At 42.7% G+C, this 17,597-nt stretch carries 13 protein-coding genes and 1 pseudogene; 8 read left to right on the top strand and 6 right to left on the bottom strand.

Features of this window, described 5'->3' with window-relative positions; genetic code table 11:
* Nucleotides 1-147 precede the first annotated feature (147 nt).
* Complete coding sequence (locus GT348_RS03470) at nucleotides 148-1,326, top strand: Ppx/GppA phosphatase family protein (RefSeq protein ID WP_160618527.1); 1,179 nt, start codon at nucleotides 148-150, stop codon at nucleotides 1,324-1,326.
* Nucleotides 1,323-2,092, top strand: a pseudogene (locus GT348_RS03465) (RlmE family RNA methyltransferase). Before GT348_RS03470 ends, GT348_RS03465 begins: the two are co-directional and overlap by 4 nt.
* A 15-nt stretch (nucleotides 2,093-2,107) precedes the next feature.
* On the opposite strand, the gene GT348_RS03460 reads toward GT348_RS03465, so the two are convergent.
* Nucleotides 2,108-2,569: an RrF2 family transcriptional regulator gene (locus tag GT348_RS03460; RefSeq protein WP_160618526.1), complete on the bottom strand. Its 462-nt coding sequence runs from the start codon at nucleotides 2,567-2,569 to the stop codon at nucleotides 2,108-2,110.
* 234 nt (nucleotides 2,570-2,803) lie between these two features.
* Between GT348_RS03460 and hmpA the strand changes: the two genes are divergently transcribed.
* Nucleotides 2,804-4,018, top strand: a complete 1,215-nt coding sequence (gene hmpA, locus GT348_RS03455; RefSeq protein WP_160618525.1) for an NO-inducible flavohemoprotein — start codon at nucleotides 2,804-2,806, stop codon at nucleotides 4,016-4,018.
* 928 nt (nucleotides 4,019-4,946) lie between these two features.
* Nucleotides 4,947-5,144 carry a hypothetical protein gene (locus tag GT348_RS03450; RefSeq protein ID WP_160618524.1) on the top strand — a complete coding sequence of 66 codons (198 nt, stop codon included), beginning with the start codon at nucleotides 4,947-4,949 and terminating at the stop codon, nucleotides 5,142-5,144.
* Between the two features lie 430 nt (nucleotides 5,145-5,574).
* On the opposite strand, the gene mfd is transcribed toward GT348_RS03450, so the two are convergent.
* Complete coding sequence (gene mfd / locus GT348_RS03445; RefSeq protein WP_160618523.1) at nucleotides 5,575-9,060, bottom strand: transcription-repair coupling factor; 3,486 nt, start codon at nucleotides 9,058-9,060, stop codon at nucleotides 5,575-5,577.
* A 113-nt stretch (nucleotides 9,061-9,173) separates the two neighbouring features.
* Between mfd and recG the strand changes: the two genes are divergently transcribed.
* Together recG and GT348_RS09615 are read left to right on the top strand one after the other, a co-directional pair.
* Nucleotides 9,174-11,273, top strand: a complete 2,100-nt coding sequence (gene recG / locus GT348_RS03440; RefSeq protein WP_160619430.1) for an ATP-dependent DNA helicase RecG — start codon at nucleotides 9,174-9,176, stop codon at nucleotides 11,271-11,273.
* 251 nt (nucleotides 11,274-11,524) lie between these two features.
* The gene (locus GT348_RS09615; protein WP_272915649.1) at nucleotides 11,525-12,220 is read left to right on the top strand and encodes a cold-shock protein; all 696 of its coding nucleotides are present in this window, start codon (nucleotides 11,525-11,527) and stop codon (nucleotides 12,218-12,220) included.
* 95 nt (nucleotides 12,221-12,315) lie between these two features.
* Here GT348_RS09615 and smpB read toward each other — a convergent pair whose 3' ends face one another.
* From smpB to GT348_RS03415, 4 genes are all read right to left on the bottom strand, one after another.
* Nucleotides 12,316-12,813: an SsrA-binding protein SmpB gene (smpB, locus tag GT348_RS03430; protein WP_160618521.1), complete on the bottom strand. Its 498-nt coding sequence runs from the start codon at nucleotides 12,811-12,813 to the stop codon at nucleotides 12,316-12,318.
* Between the two features lie 14 nt (nucleotides 12,814-12,827).
* Nucleotides 12,828-13,727 carry a 4-hydroxy-tetrahydrodipicolinate synthase gene (gene dapA / locus GT348_RS03425; protein ID WP_160618520.1) on the bottom strand — a complete coding sequence of 300 codons (900 nt, stop codon included), beginning with the start codon at nucleotides 13,725-13,727 and terminating at the stop codon, nucleotides 12,828-12,830.
* 74 nt (nucleotides 13,728-13,801) lie between these two features.
* Nucleotides 13,802-14,641, bottom strand: coding sequence for a prephenate dehydratase (locus tag GT348_RS03420; RefSeq protein WP_160618519.1), 840 nt, complete (start codon nucleotides 14,639-14,641; stop codon nucleotides 13,802-13,804).
* Complete coding sequence (locus GT348_RS03415) at nucleotides 14,629-15,369, bottom strand: 3-deoxy-manno-octulosonate cytidylyltransferase (RefSeq protein ID WP_160618518.1); 741 nt, start codon at nucleotides 15,367-15,369, stop codon at nucleotides 14,629-14,631. Before GT348_RS03415 ends, GT348_RS03420 begins: the two co-directional genes overlap by 13 nt.
* Nucleotides 15,370-15,439: 70 nt before the next feature.
* On the opposite strand from GT348_RS03415, the gene GT348_RS03410 reads away from it, so the two are divergent.
* Nucleotides 15,440-16,231, top strand: coding sequence for an inositol monophosphatase family protein (locus tag GT348_RS03410; RefSeq protein WP_160618517.1), 792 nt, complete (start codon nucleotides 15,440-15,442; stop codon nucleotides 16,229-16,231).
* A gap of 88 nt (nucleotides 16,232-16,319) precedes the next feature.
* On the top strand, nucleotides 16,320-17,597 hold the full coding sequence (gene serA, locus GT348_RS03405; RefSeq protein ID WP_160618516.1) for a phosphoglycerate dehydrogenase: 1,278 nt from the start codon (nucleotides 16,320-16,322) through the stop codon (nucleotides 17,595-17,597).

Below are 17,597 nucleotides of genomic sequence, written 5' to 3'. Positions count from 1 at the left end.
AGCGGTGAAAGGGTTTTTAGCTATATCTGAAGCATCTGGCAAGAGCTGTCTCAAAAATTTTACTTTTACTCCGTAAAATTGCTCTATAATGCCCTTTCTGGAGCCGAATATGCCTAGATTAAGGTGAATAATAAAGGGAGGGGATTAATGATGAAAACGAATCTCACATATCAGAAGAGAAAATCGTTTCCTCATTATGTGCACTCTCATAAAATTAAAACGCCCATAACGCCTTATAAAACGCCATTTTATTATGCTGCGATTGATCTAGGGACAACAAGTTGCAGGCTTTTAGTTGTCAAAGACACAGGAGACGCGCTTAAAATCATTGAACGTTATAGCTCTTCTGTTCTTTTAGGAGAAGGTTTAAGCAAGACAGGACTGCTTGATGAGTGCGCTATCAACCGCACTATTAGAACTTTACGCCTTTTTGTTAAGAAAATACATAATTGGCCTGTTTCAAATATTTCTGCCATTGCAACCGAAGTTTGCCGCCAGGCGGCGAATGCGCAAGAATTTTTGAGACGTGTTTTTGAGGAAACTGGCCTGAGAATAGATGTTATTTCTGACAGAGAAGAAGCCGAACTCGCCCTTGAAAGCTGTGGTTCGCTTTTATCAAGCCCTCGTTACTATAATCAGCACATGCACCATTCTCTTTATGCAAGAAAACCATGTCCTAACCGGGCTTTAATTTTTGATATTGGCGGAGGTTCGACAGAGATTTCCTGGGTTAGGACTGACCACACCTCTCGAAAATATTTTCTATCTGGCATGACCAGCTTAAAACATGGCATAGTCAGCCTTACAGAGCTTTTTGACCAATTAACTTTAAAAGAAGCTTATAATGCAGCAGTTCGTTATATAACGAGCAAATTAGAGAGTTTCGAGTCTATATATTGTATCAAACGTGAAGTTGCTCAACAAAACGTACATATGATTGGCATTTCTGGCACTATAACAACTCTGGCAGGTATTGCTCTTGATCTTAAACGATATGATCGCTACCAAATTGATGGCACTATTTTAAGCTGTAATGCCTTAGCGCAATCTATTCACAAAATTAAATCTATGTCGCAAACGGCGCTGGAATTGCACCCCTGCATTGGCCGAAGTCGCGCCTCTTTAGTGCTCGCAGGCTGTGCAATTTACGAAGCAATTCAGGCTATGTGGCCAACTGATATGATAACAGTAGCTGATAGAGGGTTGCGTGATGGGTTAGTTATTCGTATGGCTCGCGATCATCAATTCCGCTTAAGGCGGGAAGATAACAACAAACATTATTTTAATGAGCAACCACGCTCAGGAGCCCTGGCCCTTTCTATATGAGTTCGAGTAAAAAGCCCCCCGCACAGTCACGTATTCCAGGTAAGCCTTTAAAACAGTCTTCAACTCCAGGCATGCGCTCAAGCACAGATGATGCCGGTGCTTCCCGTACTTTAAGAACTAAAACCGAGACTCTCAAAACAGCACGAAAAAAAACGGCGTCTCAGCAACGGTGGTTAAATAGGCAACTTAATGATCCTTACGTTGCTGCCGCCCGCCAACAAGGCTGGCGCTCAAGAGCTGCTTTTAAATTAATAGAAATTGATGATCGCTTTCACCTTATCCGCCCCGGTTTGAAAATTGTTGATTTAGGCGCTGCCCCTGGCGGATGGTCTCAGGTTGCTGTGAAAAGAGGAGCAGACAAAATTGTAGGGGTTGATCTTCTGCCGGTTGACCCTGTCTCTGGTGCTGAAATTATTGTCGGTGATTTCATGGCCTCACACATGCCTGAAACCTTGAAAAATATGCTCGGGGTCCAGCCGATATTGTCATGTCTGACATGGCACCTAATACGACAGGACACGCCGCAACTGATCACTTACGTATTATAGGACTGGCAGAAAACGCGTTAGATTTTGCCATACAGATTCTTGCTGAAAATGGCACTTTTATTGCAAAGGTTTTTCAAGGTGGTTCAGAAAAAACCATGCTTGATATCATGAAGCGCAATTTTGCGACTGTAAAACATGTAAAGCCCCCCTCTTCTCGCAAGGAATCAAGCGAGCTTTACGTTGTTGCTACAGGCTTTAAAGCTTCGCCAGAAACCTAATTTCACACACAGCCATTATTCAACTTCCAAAGCAAGGGCTTTTTCAGCTGCGTTTATACGTGCACTTTCTAAAGGTGTTGCGATATCAGATAAGTATAATTTATCGAAAACATTTAAAAAAGCTGACTGAGCTTCCTGCATGCTTCTTTTTAAAACGCAGGCCCCTTCTAACAAACAAGCAGGAGATGCTTCATCGGACTGCATACATGCAACTATCGCCAAATCTTCTTCAGTAAAGCGTATAACGTCACCAATATTAATTTGCTCAGCGGGATAATTTAACTTTATCCCCCCCTTATGCCCACGATGCGTTTGGATAAATTTTGCCTTACCAAGGCGATGAATAACCTTCACAAGATGGTTTTCTGAAATTGAATAAATACGAGCAATTTCCTTTATGGAAGCAAGACGTTCATTTTTAATCGCTAAATAAATTAACGTCCTTAACGCATAATCAGTGTGAAGCGTTAATCTCAAAATCTATTCCTCCTTACTCATCTTTATCATAGACCAGCCTATCACCGAACAATTGAGACTTACTTTATCGTTTCTAAGAGAAAAAAGTCCACTCTAACGGATGCTGGTCTTTCCTACCTCGCCGCAAAAAGCGTTTTGAAAGGTTATCAAAATTTTAATTTTCTTAGATTGACAAGTTTCTATAAAGGTCTATTACAAAGATGTAAATCATATACATATTTGGAGTTGCTTATTATGGTTGCCCCCCTCTCTCCCCAAACACGTGAAATTGTCAAAGCTTGTGTTCCATCCCTAAGTGCCAAAGGGTTAGACATTACTCATGAAATGTATAAACGCATGCTTGCCAATGAGGAGATCAGAAATCTTTTCAACATGTCTCACCAAAAAGATGGTGAACAACCTAAAGCTTTAGCCCTAGCTGTTTTGGCTTACGCCAAACATATTGATCACCCAGGCTCGCTTCAGGGTATGCTTGAGCGCATTGCTGAAAAGCATGTTGGTTTAAACATTTTACCTGAGCATTACCCATACGTTGGCAAAGCTCTTTTGGGAGCAATTGAACACGTATTAGGCGATGCAGCCACACCAGAGGTTATGGCTGCCTGGGCTGAAGCCTACACATTCTTAGCTGATGTTCTTATTAATCGTGAGGCTCAGATTTACGGTGATCATGAATCTCAGCTTGGCGGTTGGGTTGGTTGGCGCCGCTTTAAAGTCGCAAAACGTATTAGCGAAAATGATCATGTCATTTCCCTAGTGCTTGTTCCAGAAGATGGCAAAGCCGTCATGCTTCACAAACCGGGGCAATATTTAAGTTTTAAATTTAATATTGCTGGTCACGGCCCACAAAGACGCAATTACAGCATCTCTTCTGCCCCTTCAAATGAGTCTTACAAAATCACCGTAAAACGTCATGATAAAGGTGTTGTTTCAAACTGGCTTCATACATCATGCGATGTAGGCGCTATACTTGAAGTTTCTGCCCCAGCTGGCGATTTTTACATTGATGAAGCTTCAGAACGCCCCATTATCTTTTTAAGTACTGGTGTTGGCCTGACACCCATGATCTCAATGCTTGAAGAACTCGTTGTTAAAACGACGGACCGTTCTATAACTTACATTCACGGGGCTCATAACGTTCAGAGCGATATTTTTGCTGATCGTATTAAAGAGCTTGCTTCTCGCAATGTGCTTAAAGCCGATCTGTTTTACACAATTGAAGAGCCGCAAGAACAGGCTACCAATATTACCTTCCATAAAGGTCGTATTACACTTGACTGGATCGAGGCTACTTTAGACCCTGAAGCCATTTACTATATTTGTGGGTCAATGGACTTTATGAGAGACACTGTTGAGCGCCTTAGAGCATTAGGCTTACCCAAAGATCAAGTGCGTTACGAATTATTCGGATCAGCTTCTGATCCTTATTTGGCTGTTGCAAGCGCTTAATTTTGATGGTGACATTATGAAACATTAATTGTGACATAATGCTCAACAAAAAGGGGGTAAAAGGAGTAATATCCTTTTGACCCCTCTTTTTTTGACGTAACAAATCACATTCAAAATGCAGCATGTAGCTGCGAACCGGAATATATAGGTCCATATATAGAAGAGCTGCCATTACCCGGTTGAACAAATAAGATAGGTGATAAAGAATTATCCTCTAACTCTGACCTATTTTTCTAGTTAGAGTCTATTTTACCTTACGCTCTGTTTTATTGCCCTATATCAAATTAATCCCATATTGATATTTTGCCCTAAGGAAAAATGGCAACTTTTTCCCTGATGAAAAATAATTTTTTATTATAAGTGCAATAATGGAATCATGACAAAAAACGCAATTTTCATAATTTTTTTCTAATTATCTCAGAGCCTATTTGATCGCTTTAAGATAACATATGAAAAAGCAGACAATCGATTAAATTTAACAACCGCCGGCCTTTCTCACCCGGCCAATAGCAAGCGTAAACTTTTGACAGAAATTGCCTTTCCTCTTTGGAAAAGCTTTTGGATTTCCACCTAAAGATGTTGGCCTTTTATATATAAAAGCCATTCCGACCCTGACTATTTTGCAAAACACGACATAACATGAGAGGGACGCTAATATCTCTAAATCGGCGGTTCCGATTTTACGCCAGCTATTTAAAAAGATCAGTATTATAGACGCGATTCAATCAGGTGTTTTTTATCGAAAATTCGGCGGGATTATGAAATTTTTACAATCATGATCCCTACAAATGACGGTTATAACAAGCAATTATACCGCTATGAATTAGAGATTCGCGACGATAGCATGAATCAAATTTTCCCGTCAGAATCCTTCAATTTTGTCGTTGATTTTAACGATACCAGCAGATGATCCCAAACTGGGGATCATGTGGTTGTTCACCGTCAAATTTCGCATATTGCTGAGATTGAAATCACGGTGAAAGGGCTGCAAATTCTAGATAATGAAACAATTTGTCTTTGGCCACAAAGCACGAATCGTCTTTATCAACGGCCAATTTTACTACTAGCCGCTTCAGAAGCTAATGCCGTAAACGACCATCAAGCAGCTATAAGAGTTAAGAGTTAAGAGTTAAGAGTTAAGAGTTAAGAGTTAAGAGTTAAGAGTTAAGAGTTAAGAGTTAAGAGTTAAGAGTTTGGTTGTCGGCCTTATCAACTCAAATTTGAAAGAAAATTTTTAAAAACGGAACTTTTCTCTACAGACAAATATTATCAAATGGGTGACATATACCAGCCAGCCCCCCAAAAAAAGTAAGGAGCTTATTTTAAAACTCCTCAAATGTAGTTTTGAAAAATTAACAAGGAAAAAGTAATTTAGCAGCACACTTCCGAACAGGAATTTGTTTTAATTAAAAAACAATACCCATTTCGACGCTGTACATTCCTATAATCACCTAAATTAAAAACTAAAGTGAATAACTATAGCTGCTTAAGTTTGTACTAAGCTTAATCTTTCATGCAGCTTTGTAATTTAACAAGCTTCCCTCATCTAAGTCATTTTATGCCTCATTCGCTTTTTCAACCAACTTGCAGAGCGAGGTAAGTATTTTACGGGCCATAGAGAGCCTGACAGCATTTTTCATTTCTCTGATCATCGCTAATTTATGATCAGATCTGATTTTAACACCTGCTTTCTGGTTGCGATCAATCCATTTTAAAAGCCCTTCGGGATTGGCAAAACGGTTATTACGGAACTGCAACACCATCCCTTTAGGACCTGCTTCCAACCTTTCAACACCAGCTTCCAGACATAATTTTTTAAGAATAACAATCTCTAAAAGATTTTCGACTTCTGTGGGTAATGGTCCAAAACGATCAACAAGCTCTACCCTCATGGCATCAAGCTCAGATTCATCTTTTAAATTTGCAATACGACGATAAAGACTTAAACGAACTGACAAATCAGTGACGTACGTTTCAGGTAATAAGACAGGAAGTCCTAGAGAAATAATAGGGGTCCATTTCTCATCTTCCGTAACTGCTTTGCCCCTTTCTTTACGTAAATCAATGACAGCTTCCTGAAGCATTTGTTGATATAATTCTATACCAACTTCCTTAATATGACCGGATTGTTCTTCACCCAGGAGGTTGCCCGCACCTCTCATATCCAAATCATGAGACGCTAAAACAAATCCCGCTCCCAATGAATCCAACGTTTGCATAATTTCCAAACGTTTTATTGATGCGGCTGAAAGAGGGTGAGTTTGCGGCCAGGTCAAATATGAATAGCCCCTTTGCTTTCCGCGCCCCACACGCCCTCTAAGCTGATAAAGCTGGCCAAGGCCAAATCGATCTGCCCGATGAATTATAATTGTGTTTACCCCCGGCATATCGAGGCCACTCTCAACGATATTAGTTGAAAGAAGAATGTCGAATTTCCCTTCAGAAAACTCCGTCATAACTTTTTCAAGCTCAGTAGGAGAAAGACGCCCGTGCGCTTCTGCAATTGTAGCATCCGGAACAATTTCCTTAAGACGCTCCGACAAAGGCCCCATATCGGACAAGCGAGGTACAACACAAAAAATCTGCCCCCCTCTAAAGCGCTCACGCTGGATAGCTTCCTGAATCATCACACGATCAAACGGTGTAATGAATGTACGAACTGAGAGACGATCAGTAGGAGGTGTCGCAATAAGGCTCATTTCACGCACACCAGACAGTGAAAGCTGTAATGTACGCGGCAATGGCGTTGCAGAAAGAGTCAGGACGTGTACATCCTCACATAATGTTTTGAGCTTTTCTTTATGAGAAACACCAAAATGTTGCTCCTCATCAATAACGAGAAGACCAAGTCTATTAAATGAAATAGTTTTGGCTAACAAAGCGTGTGTGCCTATGACAATATCAATTGTACCGTCACTCAGGCCCTCTCTGACTTTACTAGCCTGTTTTGCCGTCAATAAGCGTGATAATTGAGCTATATTAACAGGCAAGCCTTCAAAGCGTTTTGTAAAACTCATATAATGCTGTCTTGCAAGCAAAGTTGTTGGCACAACTACAGCAACCTGCATACCTGACAACGCTGCAACAAATGCAGCCCTTAAAGCAACTTCTGTTTTACCAAATCCAACATCACCACAAACTAGGCGATCCATGGGGCGGCCACTACCCATATCTTCTAAAACATCAGCAATGGCGCGTGATTGGTCATCAGTTTCGATGTAAGGAAAGCGTGCACAGAATTCGTCCCACAACCCTTCTGCAGGTAACATGGAAGGTGCTTCTTTCATGGCACGTGATGCAGCAGTGCGTATTAATTCGCTTGCCATTTCACGCAAACGTGTTTTCATTTTGGCTTTACGCGCTTGCCATGAAGCTCCCCCTAAACGATCGAGCTGAACACCATCTTGCTCAGAACCGTAACGGCTAAGAAGATCAATATTTTCTACAGGAAGTAAAAGCCTTTGCTCACCATCATAAAGGATTGAGAGATAATCATGAGCAACACGATCTTCTTTAACGGTCTCTAAGCCGACATAACGACCTATGCCATATTCTTCATGCACTACGAGATCATTTTCAGCAATTTCACCAATTTGGGTAATGAAATCACCCGTCTTGCGTTTGCGTCTTGGAGGTTTTGCTAAACGTTCACCAAGCAAATCCTGTTCAGAAACAAAAGCTTGGCGGTCGGTAACGAAGCCACGCTCAAGTGACAACACCAACATGCCAATATAGTTTTTATCCATACCAGCTGCCTGATGCCAGTCATCATAAAGCTGGGTTTCAATGCCATGTTCTTTAAGGATATGCGCTATTCTTTCGCGTGACCCCCGGCTCCAGGCTGTTATATATGTGCGTTTACCTTCTTTGGCCCAATTTTTGACCTGTTCACCAAAAACATCAAAAATCTTTTCTTTTGCAGTACCTCCCAAACTGGAAAATACTGGGCCAGGGCGGTATTTAAGATCAACACCTTCCATTCCATCTGGCTTGGCAAAGGGACTTAGCTGCACCTTAAATTTATCTGCTAACATGCTGTCCCAGCCATGTTGGTCCAGATATAATCTATGAGGTGCCAGCGGCCTATAAGGAAGCTCTCCCTCATGAACGGCACTAAGGCGCGCCTGATAGTGATCGGCTATCATTTCAAGACGTGCTTTAAACATTTCAGCCGCATCACGCTCAAAACTGATTGCTACATTAGGCAAATAATCAAGAAGGGTTTCCATTGAACTACCATCCCCTTCATGAAAGAGAGGAAGATAATGCTCTGCACCGGCCGCACGTCTGGCTTCGGTAATTTGTTGATAAAGCACATCTTGTAGCGCGTTAACGCCAAAAGAATCGCGCCAACCATTTTTAAACCGGCTTATACTGGCAGGATCGAGCGAATATTCAGAAACAGGCCCTAGACTAAATGATTTTATCTCATTGGTAGACCGTTGGGTAGCAACGTCAAAAGACCGTATATTCTCTACTTCATCACCAAAAAAATCCAAGCGAATAGGATCTTGCGCATCAGCAGGAAATAAATCAAAAATCCCTCCCCTTGTCGCAAATTCTCCACGATCCATCACTGTATCGACGCGGCTGTAACCTCTTCCTATAAGCACATTAATAAGATGAGTAGCCTCTAACTGATCACCAGATTTTACAGATAAAACCTGTCCTTCAAAACTCTTGCGTGGCGGTACACGCTGAATTAATGAATTAACCGTTGTAAGAACGATCCTGCCACATTTGGGCGCAGGCTGTAATAAGTGACTTAAGGTCGCAGCGCGCTCGGCTGTAATAGTCGGATTTGGCGATATTCTATCATAAGGCAAACAATCCCACGCAGGAAAACGTAAAATTTCAACCTCAGGCATAAGCCAAGCAAGCATATCGCCTAATTCTGCTAGTTCAGAATCATTACGGGCAATATGTAAAACTGGGCCAGAATGTTCAGAAAGACGATGTCGTAAGAGAAAAGCGATACTCCCATCAGGTACCCCCCATATAGTTGGACCAAATGAAGAGATATGATCGTTTTCATGCGCCATAAGTCTGAAGCCCTGCCCCCTAAAAGAAACTATGGTTTTCATGTTTGGTTTTATTACTTTATAGCTTTAAAGGCTATCTCTTCCAGTTTTTAAGACATAATCATTATATTTCCATGCCTATATCTCAGCCCCCTCCTCTTCTGACCCCACTTTTAGAGCCTTTAACGAGCCTCTCTGGAATTGGGCCTCATCATGCTAGTTTATTAAGTAAAATAAGCGGTGGGAAAAAAATTTCCGATCTTATTTTCACGCTACCAGAACGCTATATAGACCGTCGCAAAATTTCTACAGTCAGTGAGGCTTATAGCCTTAACCAAGGTGATATATTTACCGGTCATATTAGGATTATTAGTTTTAAAAAACCGACAAAACCTTCTCAACCCTTCATCATCCATACTGAAGATGAAACTGGCAGGCTCGAAGTTGCCTTATTTCGTAAAGGCAAAATCACCTTACCCGAAATAGGCTCCGACATTATTATTTCAGGAAAAATTAGTTTTTATCAAAATAAGGTATCAATTTCACAACCTGACTATTTTCTTCCATGGGAAAAGCGCTTTTCATTCCCTCAAATTGAGGCTGTCTGGCCTTTAACAGCAGGTTTGTTTCCTTCTATTGTGCGCCGCGCCATGAAAGGGGCTTTAGCGCGATTGCCTGATTTGCCCGAATGGCACAATGCTGAGCTTATCCAGCGGCGCCAATGGCCCAGTTTCAAACAGGCTTTCACAATTTTACATGAACCTGAAAAATTAAAGGATGTAGCGCATTACGAACCTCTTATTGAAAGAGCTAAAATGCGCTTGGCTGCTGATGAAATATTAGCAGATCAACTTTGCCTGGCCCTCGCTCGGCGCTCCCTTCAACAGCGTTCAGGCAGATCATTAAAAGGTAATGGCCTTTACCAAGCTGAATTGCGTCAGCGATTCGGCTATGAACCTACTATGTCCCAAGAACAGGCAATCGCGGAAATTTCTCGCGATTTAGCATCTCCCACTCAAATGGTGAGGCTTTTGCAGGGAGATGTAGGATCAGGCAAAACTTTTGTGGCTATGATGGCCATGCTGCAAGCCAATGAAGCAGGTGCTCAAGCCGCATTGATGGCTCCTACAGAAATTTTAGCCCGTCAGCATTTTGCAACAATTTCGCGTCTTTGTCCTGTGTCTTCTGTGTTTTTAAGTGGTAGCGTTAAAGGGAAAGAGCGCCAGCATGTGCTTAATGAAATTGCCCAAGAACATGCCAAAATCATCGTTGGCACACATGCGCTATTTCAAGAAGGGGTAGAATTTTCAGACCTTGGTTTGGCCATTATCGATGAACAGCATCGCTTTGGAGTCGAGCAGCGTATTAAATTTGGCAATAAAGGCACTAACACAGACCTTTTGGTCATGACGGCAACTCCAATCCCGCGCACAATGCAACTCGCCGAATGGGGAGATATGGGCGTGAGCTTTTTAAAAGAAAAACCTGCAAATCGTCGCCCTATCCGTACAACACTCCATGATATGAGCCGCTTGGATGATATTTTAAGCGGCATTCAAAGAAGTCTTGATCAAGGAAAGCAAATATTTTGGGTATGTCCTCTCATTGAGAATAGCGAAACGCAAAGCGCAGCGGCGGCTGAAGATCGTTGGGCCTGTCTGACCAGCCGATTTGGTCCCATAGTTGGGCTTGCTCACGGAAAGCAGGATCATACTGTCAGACAAGAAGCTCTTGATGCATTTAAAGAAGGACAAACACGTCTTTTGGTCGCGACCACCGTTATAGAAGTGGGAGTCGACATACCTAACGCAACAATCATGGTTATTGAAGAAGCTGAGCGCTTTGGTCTAGCGCAGTTACACCAATTAAGAGGACGTGTCGGACGTGGAAGCGAAGATTCATTCTGCCTTCTTCTGCATAATCATGCTGCAAGCTTTACAGCCCGCAGGCGATTAAGCCTTTTGCGAGAGACAGAAGATGGCTTTCATATTGCTGATGAAGATTTTAAAATACGCGGCGGTGGCGACTTGGCTGGTAGTCGACAATCGGGATTGCCAGGATTTCGGCTTGCTGATGAGATGAGACTTCCTCTACTGATCGACAGCATGAGCAAAGAAGCCGAAACGATTTTGTTAAAAAAAGATCAAGAAAATCATAAGTTAAAAGAAGTTCATATATCACTAGTACATCTTTTTGATCGCGCTTCACCTGAACGACTTTTTCGTTCAGGCTAAAAAGCAAGTAAATAAAATGCCTTTTCTTACTTAAAACTTAATTAAATTTTGGTCACGTTTCACGAAATTGCTACCTGTAAAATAAAATTTATCGATTTTATTTCAATTTTTAATAATTTATATGGTGACGAAAGAAAAAAGCGTGCTAGTGTAAATCTTAGGGAGCCAAATGGTTCTCTACAAGAAAATCAAATGCAGACTAGAAAGACTAGTTTGTACCTTCCATGACCCAGTTTATCGGGACGAGACAGTTGAGAAATAATAGAACCGACCGCAGCTCTTATACCCCGCGCCGCGGCGGATTTGACCGCGATTTTACAAGCCAACCTTCTTACTTTGACGATCGTGGAGGCTACGGCGCTCCTAGAGGCGGCAATGGTGGTCCTCGCCGCTTTAGCGGCGGCGGTGGTGGCCGTGGTGCAAGTGCACCAGTTACACCAACCGGCCCAGAGGTCGGTGCTACAGTTAAGTGGTTTAACACCGAAAGAGGGTTTGGCTTTGTTGGGCTGAGCGATGGTAGTGGTGATGTATTTTTACATGCCAATACCTTAACAGATAGCGGGCATACAGCTCCTGCTCCTGGCACAACTTTGGTTGTTCGTATCGGACAAGGGCCTAAAGGGCGCCAAGTCGCAGAAGTTCTTTCTGTTGATACAAGCACTGCAGAATTGGCACCAGCTCCACGCAGCAATCCGCCTCGCCAGGACCGCTCTTTCCCAGCACCAGATTTGACAAATGCTGCCGAAATGTGTGGTTCTGTTAAGTGGTATAATGCCACAAAGGGCTTTGGCTTCATCACACCAGAAGATGGCAGCAAAGATGTTTTCGTCCACGCTTCCGCTTTAGGTCGCTCTGGCTTAAGCACTCTCATGGAAGGTCAACAGACCAATATGAAAGTTGTTCAGGGTAATAAAGGCCCTGAGGCTGTAGAACTCACACTTGCTTAAGATAGCTTAGTAAGACTTCGGTCTTACGGCGTTTTGGCAAAAGAAAAGCCCTTCTTTAAAAAGAAGGGCTTTTTTTATATCATGCTTAGAATTTATTAGCCGTAATCCCGACCTTTGCTGCGCATCAGGCGGGCTTTGTCACGCTGCCAATCTCTATCTGCAATAGCGTGACGCTTATCTTCCTTCTTTCGCCCCTGCCCTAAACCAAGGGTTACTTTAGCGATACCGCGATCATTAAAATGAATATCTAGCGGTATGAGAGAAGCTCCATCACGCGTAATAGAACCAATTAACTGATTGGCTTGTTTTCTATGAACAAGCAATTTTCTGGGAGCGCGCGTATCAAAGCGCGATAAAACGCCACCTTGATATTCAGGAATATAGGAATTTAAAAGCCATAATTCACCATTGCGCTCCGATGCATATGCTTCTGACAATGTTGCACGTCCGAGCCGTAAGCTTTTAACCTCAGGGCCTTTGAGGACAATTCCAGCCTCAAGAGTTTCTTTAATAGTATAGTTGAAACGGCCCTTGCGGTTTTGTGCAACAATACCGCGAGATACCATCCCTCCTTTTGTTTTTTTAGCCGACATGCTTGGTTCCTTTGTTAATCAAGAAGGTCCAAGGTTCTTAAAGCCTCGTCAATCTGTGCTTTGGTTGCCTCAGAAGGCTCATACAAGGGTAATCTCAAAACAGAGTTACATAACCCTATACGCGAAAGAGCATATTTCACCGGTCCAGGATTGGTTTCAGCAAATAAAGCATTATGAAGAGGCGTCAGACGATCCTGAATGTCAATGGCCTCCTGAACGCGCCCTTCCTGCCAAGCAAGATGCATATCAGCACATAAATGTGGTGCAACGTTAGAGGTCACACTAATGCAGCCATGACCACCTGCAGCCAGAAAGGAAACTATCGTATTATCCTCACCAGAAAGTTGATTAAAATCCTCTCCAGCTAAACGACGCACTTCAATGGGGCGGCTTAAATTTGCTGTTGCGTCTTTTGTGCCAACTATATTGGGATGGCTAGCCAAGCGTGCAACTGTTTGAGGTGTCAAATCCGCAACAGAACGGCCAGGGACGCAATATAACCAAATAGGAATTGAGACTGAATCTGCAATTTCCATAAAATGGCGATATAAGCCCTCTTGCGTTGGCTTGTTATAATAAGGCACGACAACCAACAAGGAATCAGCTCCAACAGATTCTGCATGTTTGGCCATACTAACAGCTTCGTTTGTGCTGTTAGACCCTGCTCCAGCCATCACTTTGACACGGCCATTTGCCGTTTTAACGCAATGCTCAATAATATGGCCATGTTCTTTATGAGAAAGAGTGGGACTTTCTCCTGTTGTCCCGGCTGGTATTAAACCCTGAGTACCTGCTTCGATCTGGCGCTCAATCATTGCAGTATAAGCCCCAATATCAAGAGTTTTATCTTTATTCATTGGGGTTGCCAGAGCGGTAAAGGAGCCGCGGTAAATATTGTTGATTGTTTGTCCCATAACTCTGTCTCACTCAATTTTGGCTTTTTAAATTTTATAAAGCTCTGCAACTATCTGTGACAGAGCCATAACTTTTAGAGCTTATCGCGTAAAGGGCTACGAGGGTAAACGCCCAAAACACGTAACTCCTGACTAACATTTTTCAAATCTGACAATGCTTTTCTAAGATTGTCATTTATTGGAGCGCCCTCCACATCTATTAAAAATTGCGTGGCTGTAAATGTTCCATCCAACATATAACTTTCAAGGCGAGTCATATTTATTTTTTGCTCATTGAAACATGACAGCACATTAAAAAGTGCCCCAGCTATATTTTTTACCTGAATAAGAAGCGTCGTCATCAATGGAAAGCCAGGATCATAATCAAAATTTTGTGCGTTTTTTGAAACGCGATAAAATCTGGTTGTATTATGAGCAGCGTCTTCAATATTTTCTTGTAAAATGGTCAGGTCATAAAGTTCTGCTGCTAATGTAGAAGCGACTGCGGCATCTTCTTTATTATTCCACTCGGCTACTAGCTCAGCAGATCCTGCTGTATCAAATTCAGCAACAGCCTCTAAATTATGGTCTTTAACAAAATTTCTAATTTGTCCAAGAGCAACGGGATGCGTGTGAAGGCGCTTTATATCTGATAATTTAGCCCCTTTTACCCCTAACAGAGCGTGCTCTACGCGCTGAAAATGCTCACCAACAATTTTGAGGCCTGATTCTGGTAATAATGTGTGTATTTCAGGCACTCTACCGGCAAGTGAATTTTCACAAGGTAAAAGCCCTTCCTGAGCCTGATCCAGCTTTACAGCTTCAATCGTTTCCAGAAAAGTACGACAGGCCAGGCTACGCCATCCAGGCCGCGCTGCACGACAGGCCAGATCTGAATAAGCTCCAGGACGCCCTTGAAACGCTATGACTGACATTGTGCAATCTTTCTAACCAAAGCCAAATCCTTTTCTGTATCAACACCCATAGGGGCTTCTTTAATTGAATGACAGCCAATTATCATACCAGATTCCAAAGCACGCAATTGTTCCAATTTTTCTCTTTGCTCCAAAAGAGATGGTGGCAGGGTGACAAACTTTGCCAGAGCTTCTCTGCGCCATGCATAAACACCAACATGATGCCAGAATTGCCCCTCACCCCATGGAATGGGCTGTCGTGAAAAATAAAGGGCACGCGCCAAATTATTATTTTCTGGAAAAGCACATGCAACTTTTACAATAGAAGACTCGTTACACTCATTTAGATCATAAATTGGAGCAACCAACGTCCCAACTGAAATGGCTTGGTCTTCAAGCGGTTTTAAAACGGCTTTTAAATCATCTGGGTTAAAAAGAGGAAGGTCACCCTGTAAATTTATAACCACGTCATAGTCATTATGAGGATCAACTTCTTGTAAGGCCGCCCACACTCTATCAGACCCACTGGGCAGGGCCGGATCCGTTAAAACAGCCCTCACACCTTTAATATGCTGTGTTGCTGTGATGATCTCTTCATCACCTGACGCTAAAATGACCGGACCTATTTGAGCAAAGAGGGCCTGCTTTATAACACGTTCGATCATAGAAACGCCGTTAATATCAACTAGCGCCTTACGCGGCAGGCGTGTTGAGGCAAGTCTGGATGGTATAATGACGATAGGGCGCATAAAAACTCTTGATGCTATGTCTCTAATGGGGCTTCAATAAAGGTTAAATATTAGGGGTTAAGTGTTTATCATGATAGTCGATAATTTTTCACAATTTTTACCGATTGCTCGGGACTGCGCTGACGCTGCACGAGCATGCATCAAGCCTTATTTTAGAGCAAATATCACAATAGATACTAAACAGGATAATAGTCCTGTAACAATGGCTGATCGCAAAGCAGAACAGGCTATGCGTGAAATTATAATGCGCAAATACCCTTCTCACAGCATTTTAGGTGAAGAAGAAGGACAAGAGGGGCATTTATCAGGTGAATGGCTCTGGATTTTGGATCCCATTGATGGAACACGATCTTTCGTTACGGGACGTCCGAGCTTTTGCACATTAATTTCTCTTTTCCATAAAGGAAAACCCGTATTAGGGCTGGTTGACCAACCTATTACTGAAGAAAGATGGATCGGCATAGAAGGAGAAAAAACACAATTTATGTCTCCTAATATCACTGGTTCAGCCGGCACGAGGCAATGCAACACTATTAGCAGGGCCGAACTTTCCTGCACCTCTCCCGAAATTATTAGTCAGGAAAATAAAAGTCGTTTCGAAAAGCTACAAAATAGTGTGAAACGTACATCATGGGGTGGAGATGCCTATGCTTACGGGCTGTTAAGCCTGGGTCATATCGACCTTATCGCCGAAGACACTCTCAAACCATGGGACTGGGCGGCTTTAGTTCCAGTCATTAAAGGAGCTGGGGGCACTATCACTGACTGGAATGGCCACGCCCTAACATTAGAGAGCAAGGGCAATGTTTTGGCCTGTGGGTCACCTAATTTATTAGGAGAAGCTGTAAAAGCTCTTTCCTGATTGCTTTTAATAATTTACTTTAAAATAATTAACACCGGCAATATTCACTTTTAATAAGCAGATAAAGCTTTCACGAGGATGCATGGAAATGGATACAGCGCTTTCACAACAGCTTTCACTTCCTAAAAACAAGATTCGCATTTTGCTCTTAGAAGGTATTCATGAAAGTGCTGTTTCTTACTTAAATGAACGCGGCTACACTGAGGTAACTCATCTTAAAAAAGCTCTTGAAGGTGACGCTTTAAAAGAGGCCCTCAAAGGCGTGCATATGGTTGGTATTCGCAGCCGCACACAGCTTACAAAAGATGTTATAGATTCAGCAGATAGATTAATGGCTATTGGCTGCTTCTGTATCGGCACTAACCAGGTCGATCTCAGCGCAGCACGTATGGCTGCTATCCCCGTTTTTAATGCACCCTACAGCAATACACGCTCTGTTGCCGAGTTGGTAATGGGCGAGATTGTAATGCTTTTACGACGGATTCCTTCCCGCTCCGCCAAGTGCCATGAGGGTGGCTGGGATAAGTCTGCCGAAAATTCCTGGGAAGTTCGTGGCAAAACAATCGGTATTGTTGGGTATGGCTCTATCGGCTCACAACTTTCTGTTTTGGCGGAAGCTTTTGGCCTTCGTGTCATTTATTATGACACAGTGCCTTGTTTACCCCACGGTAATGCTGTTGCAGTCTCCAGCCTTCATGAGCTTTTAGCACAATCTGATATTGTAACGCTGCACGTCCCACAAACTGCTGATACAAATAATTTGATTGGAGAAGCTGAAATACGGGCTATGAAGCCTAACAGCATTTTACTTAATAATGCGCGCGGTAATGTTGTTGATGTAGATGCTCTCGCTGCTGCCCTAAAAGACGGCCATCTTATGGGCGCTGCTGTCGATGTTTTTCCTGTAGAACCTAAAAGCCCGCAAGAGCGTTTTTCTACTCCTCTACAGGGGTTAGAAAACGTGCTTCTAACACCTCATATTGGTGGGTCAACAATCGAGGCTCAAGAACGCATAGGTGTAGAAGTCGCTAGCAAATTTGTAAGCTACTCCGATGTTGGATCCACTCTCGGTGCCGTTAACTTTCCTGAAGTTCAGCTTGCCGAGCGCCCAGGTGGCATGCGCTTTATGCATGTTCATGCTAACCGGCCTGGCACATTACGTCACATTAACGAAATTTTTGCACAAGCTGCGTGCAATGTGACGGCTCAGTTCCTGCAAACAGATGGTGAGATTGGTTACGTTGTCGTGGAAGCAGAAGCTTATGACGGGCAAGATAAATCAGCCATTGAACAAACTATATTAAAAGAATTACGCCAACTAGAAGGCACATTACGCACGCGCCTTATCAGGGCAGTTACTCGATAA

It is taken from the genome of Aristophania vespae, assembly GCF_009906835.1.
Classification (GTDB): domain Bacteria; phylum Pseudomonadota; class Alphaproteobacteria; order Acetobacterales; family Acetobacteraceae; genus Aristophania; species Aristophania vespae.
Note: the sequence above shows the minus strand (reverse complement) of the source record. Positions and strands in the feature narration are given on the sequence as shown.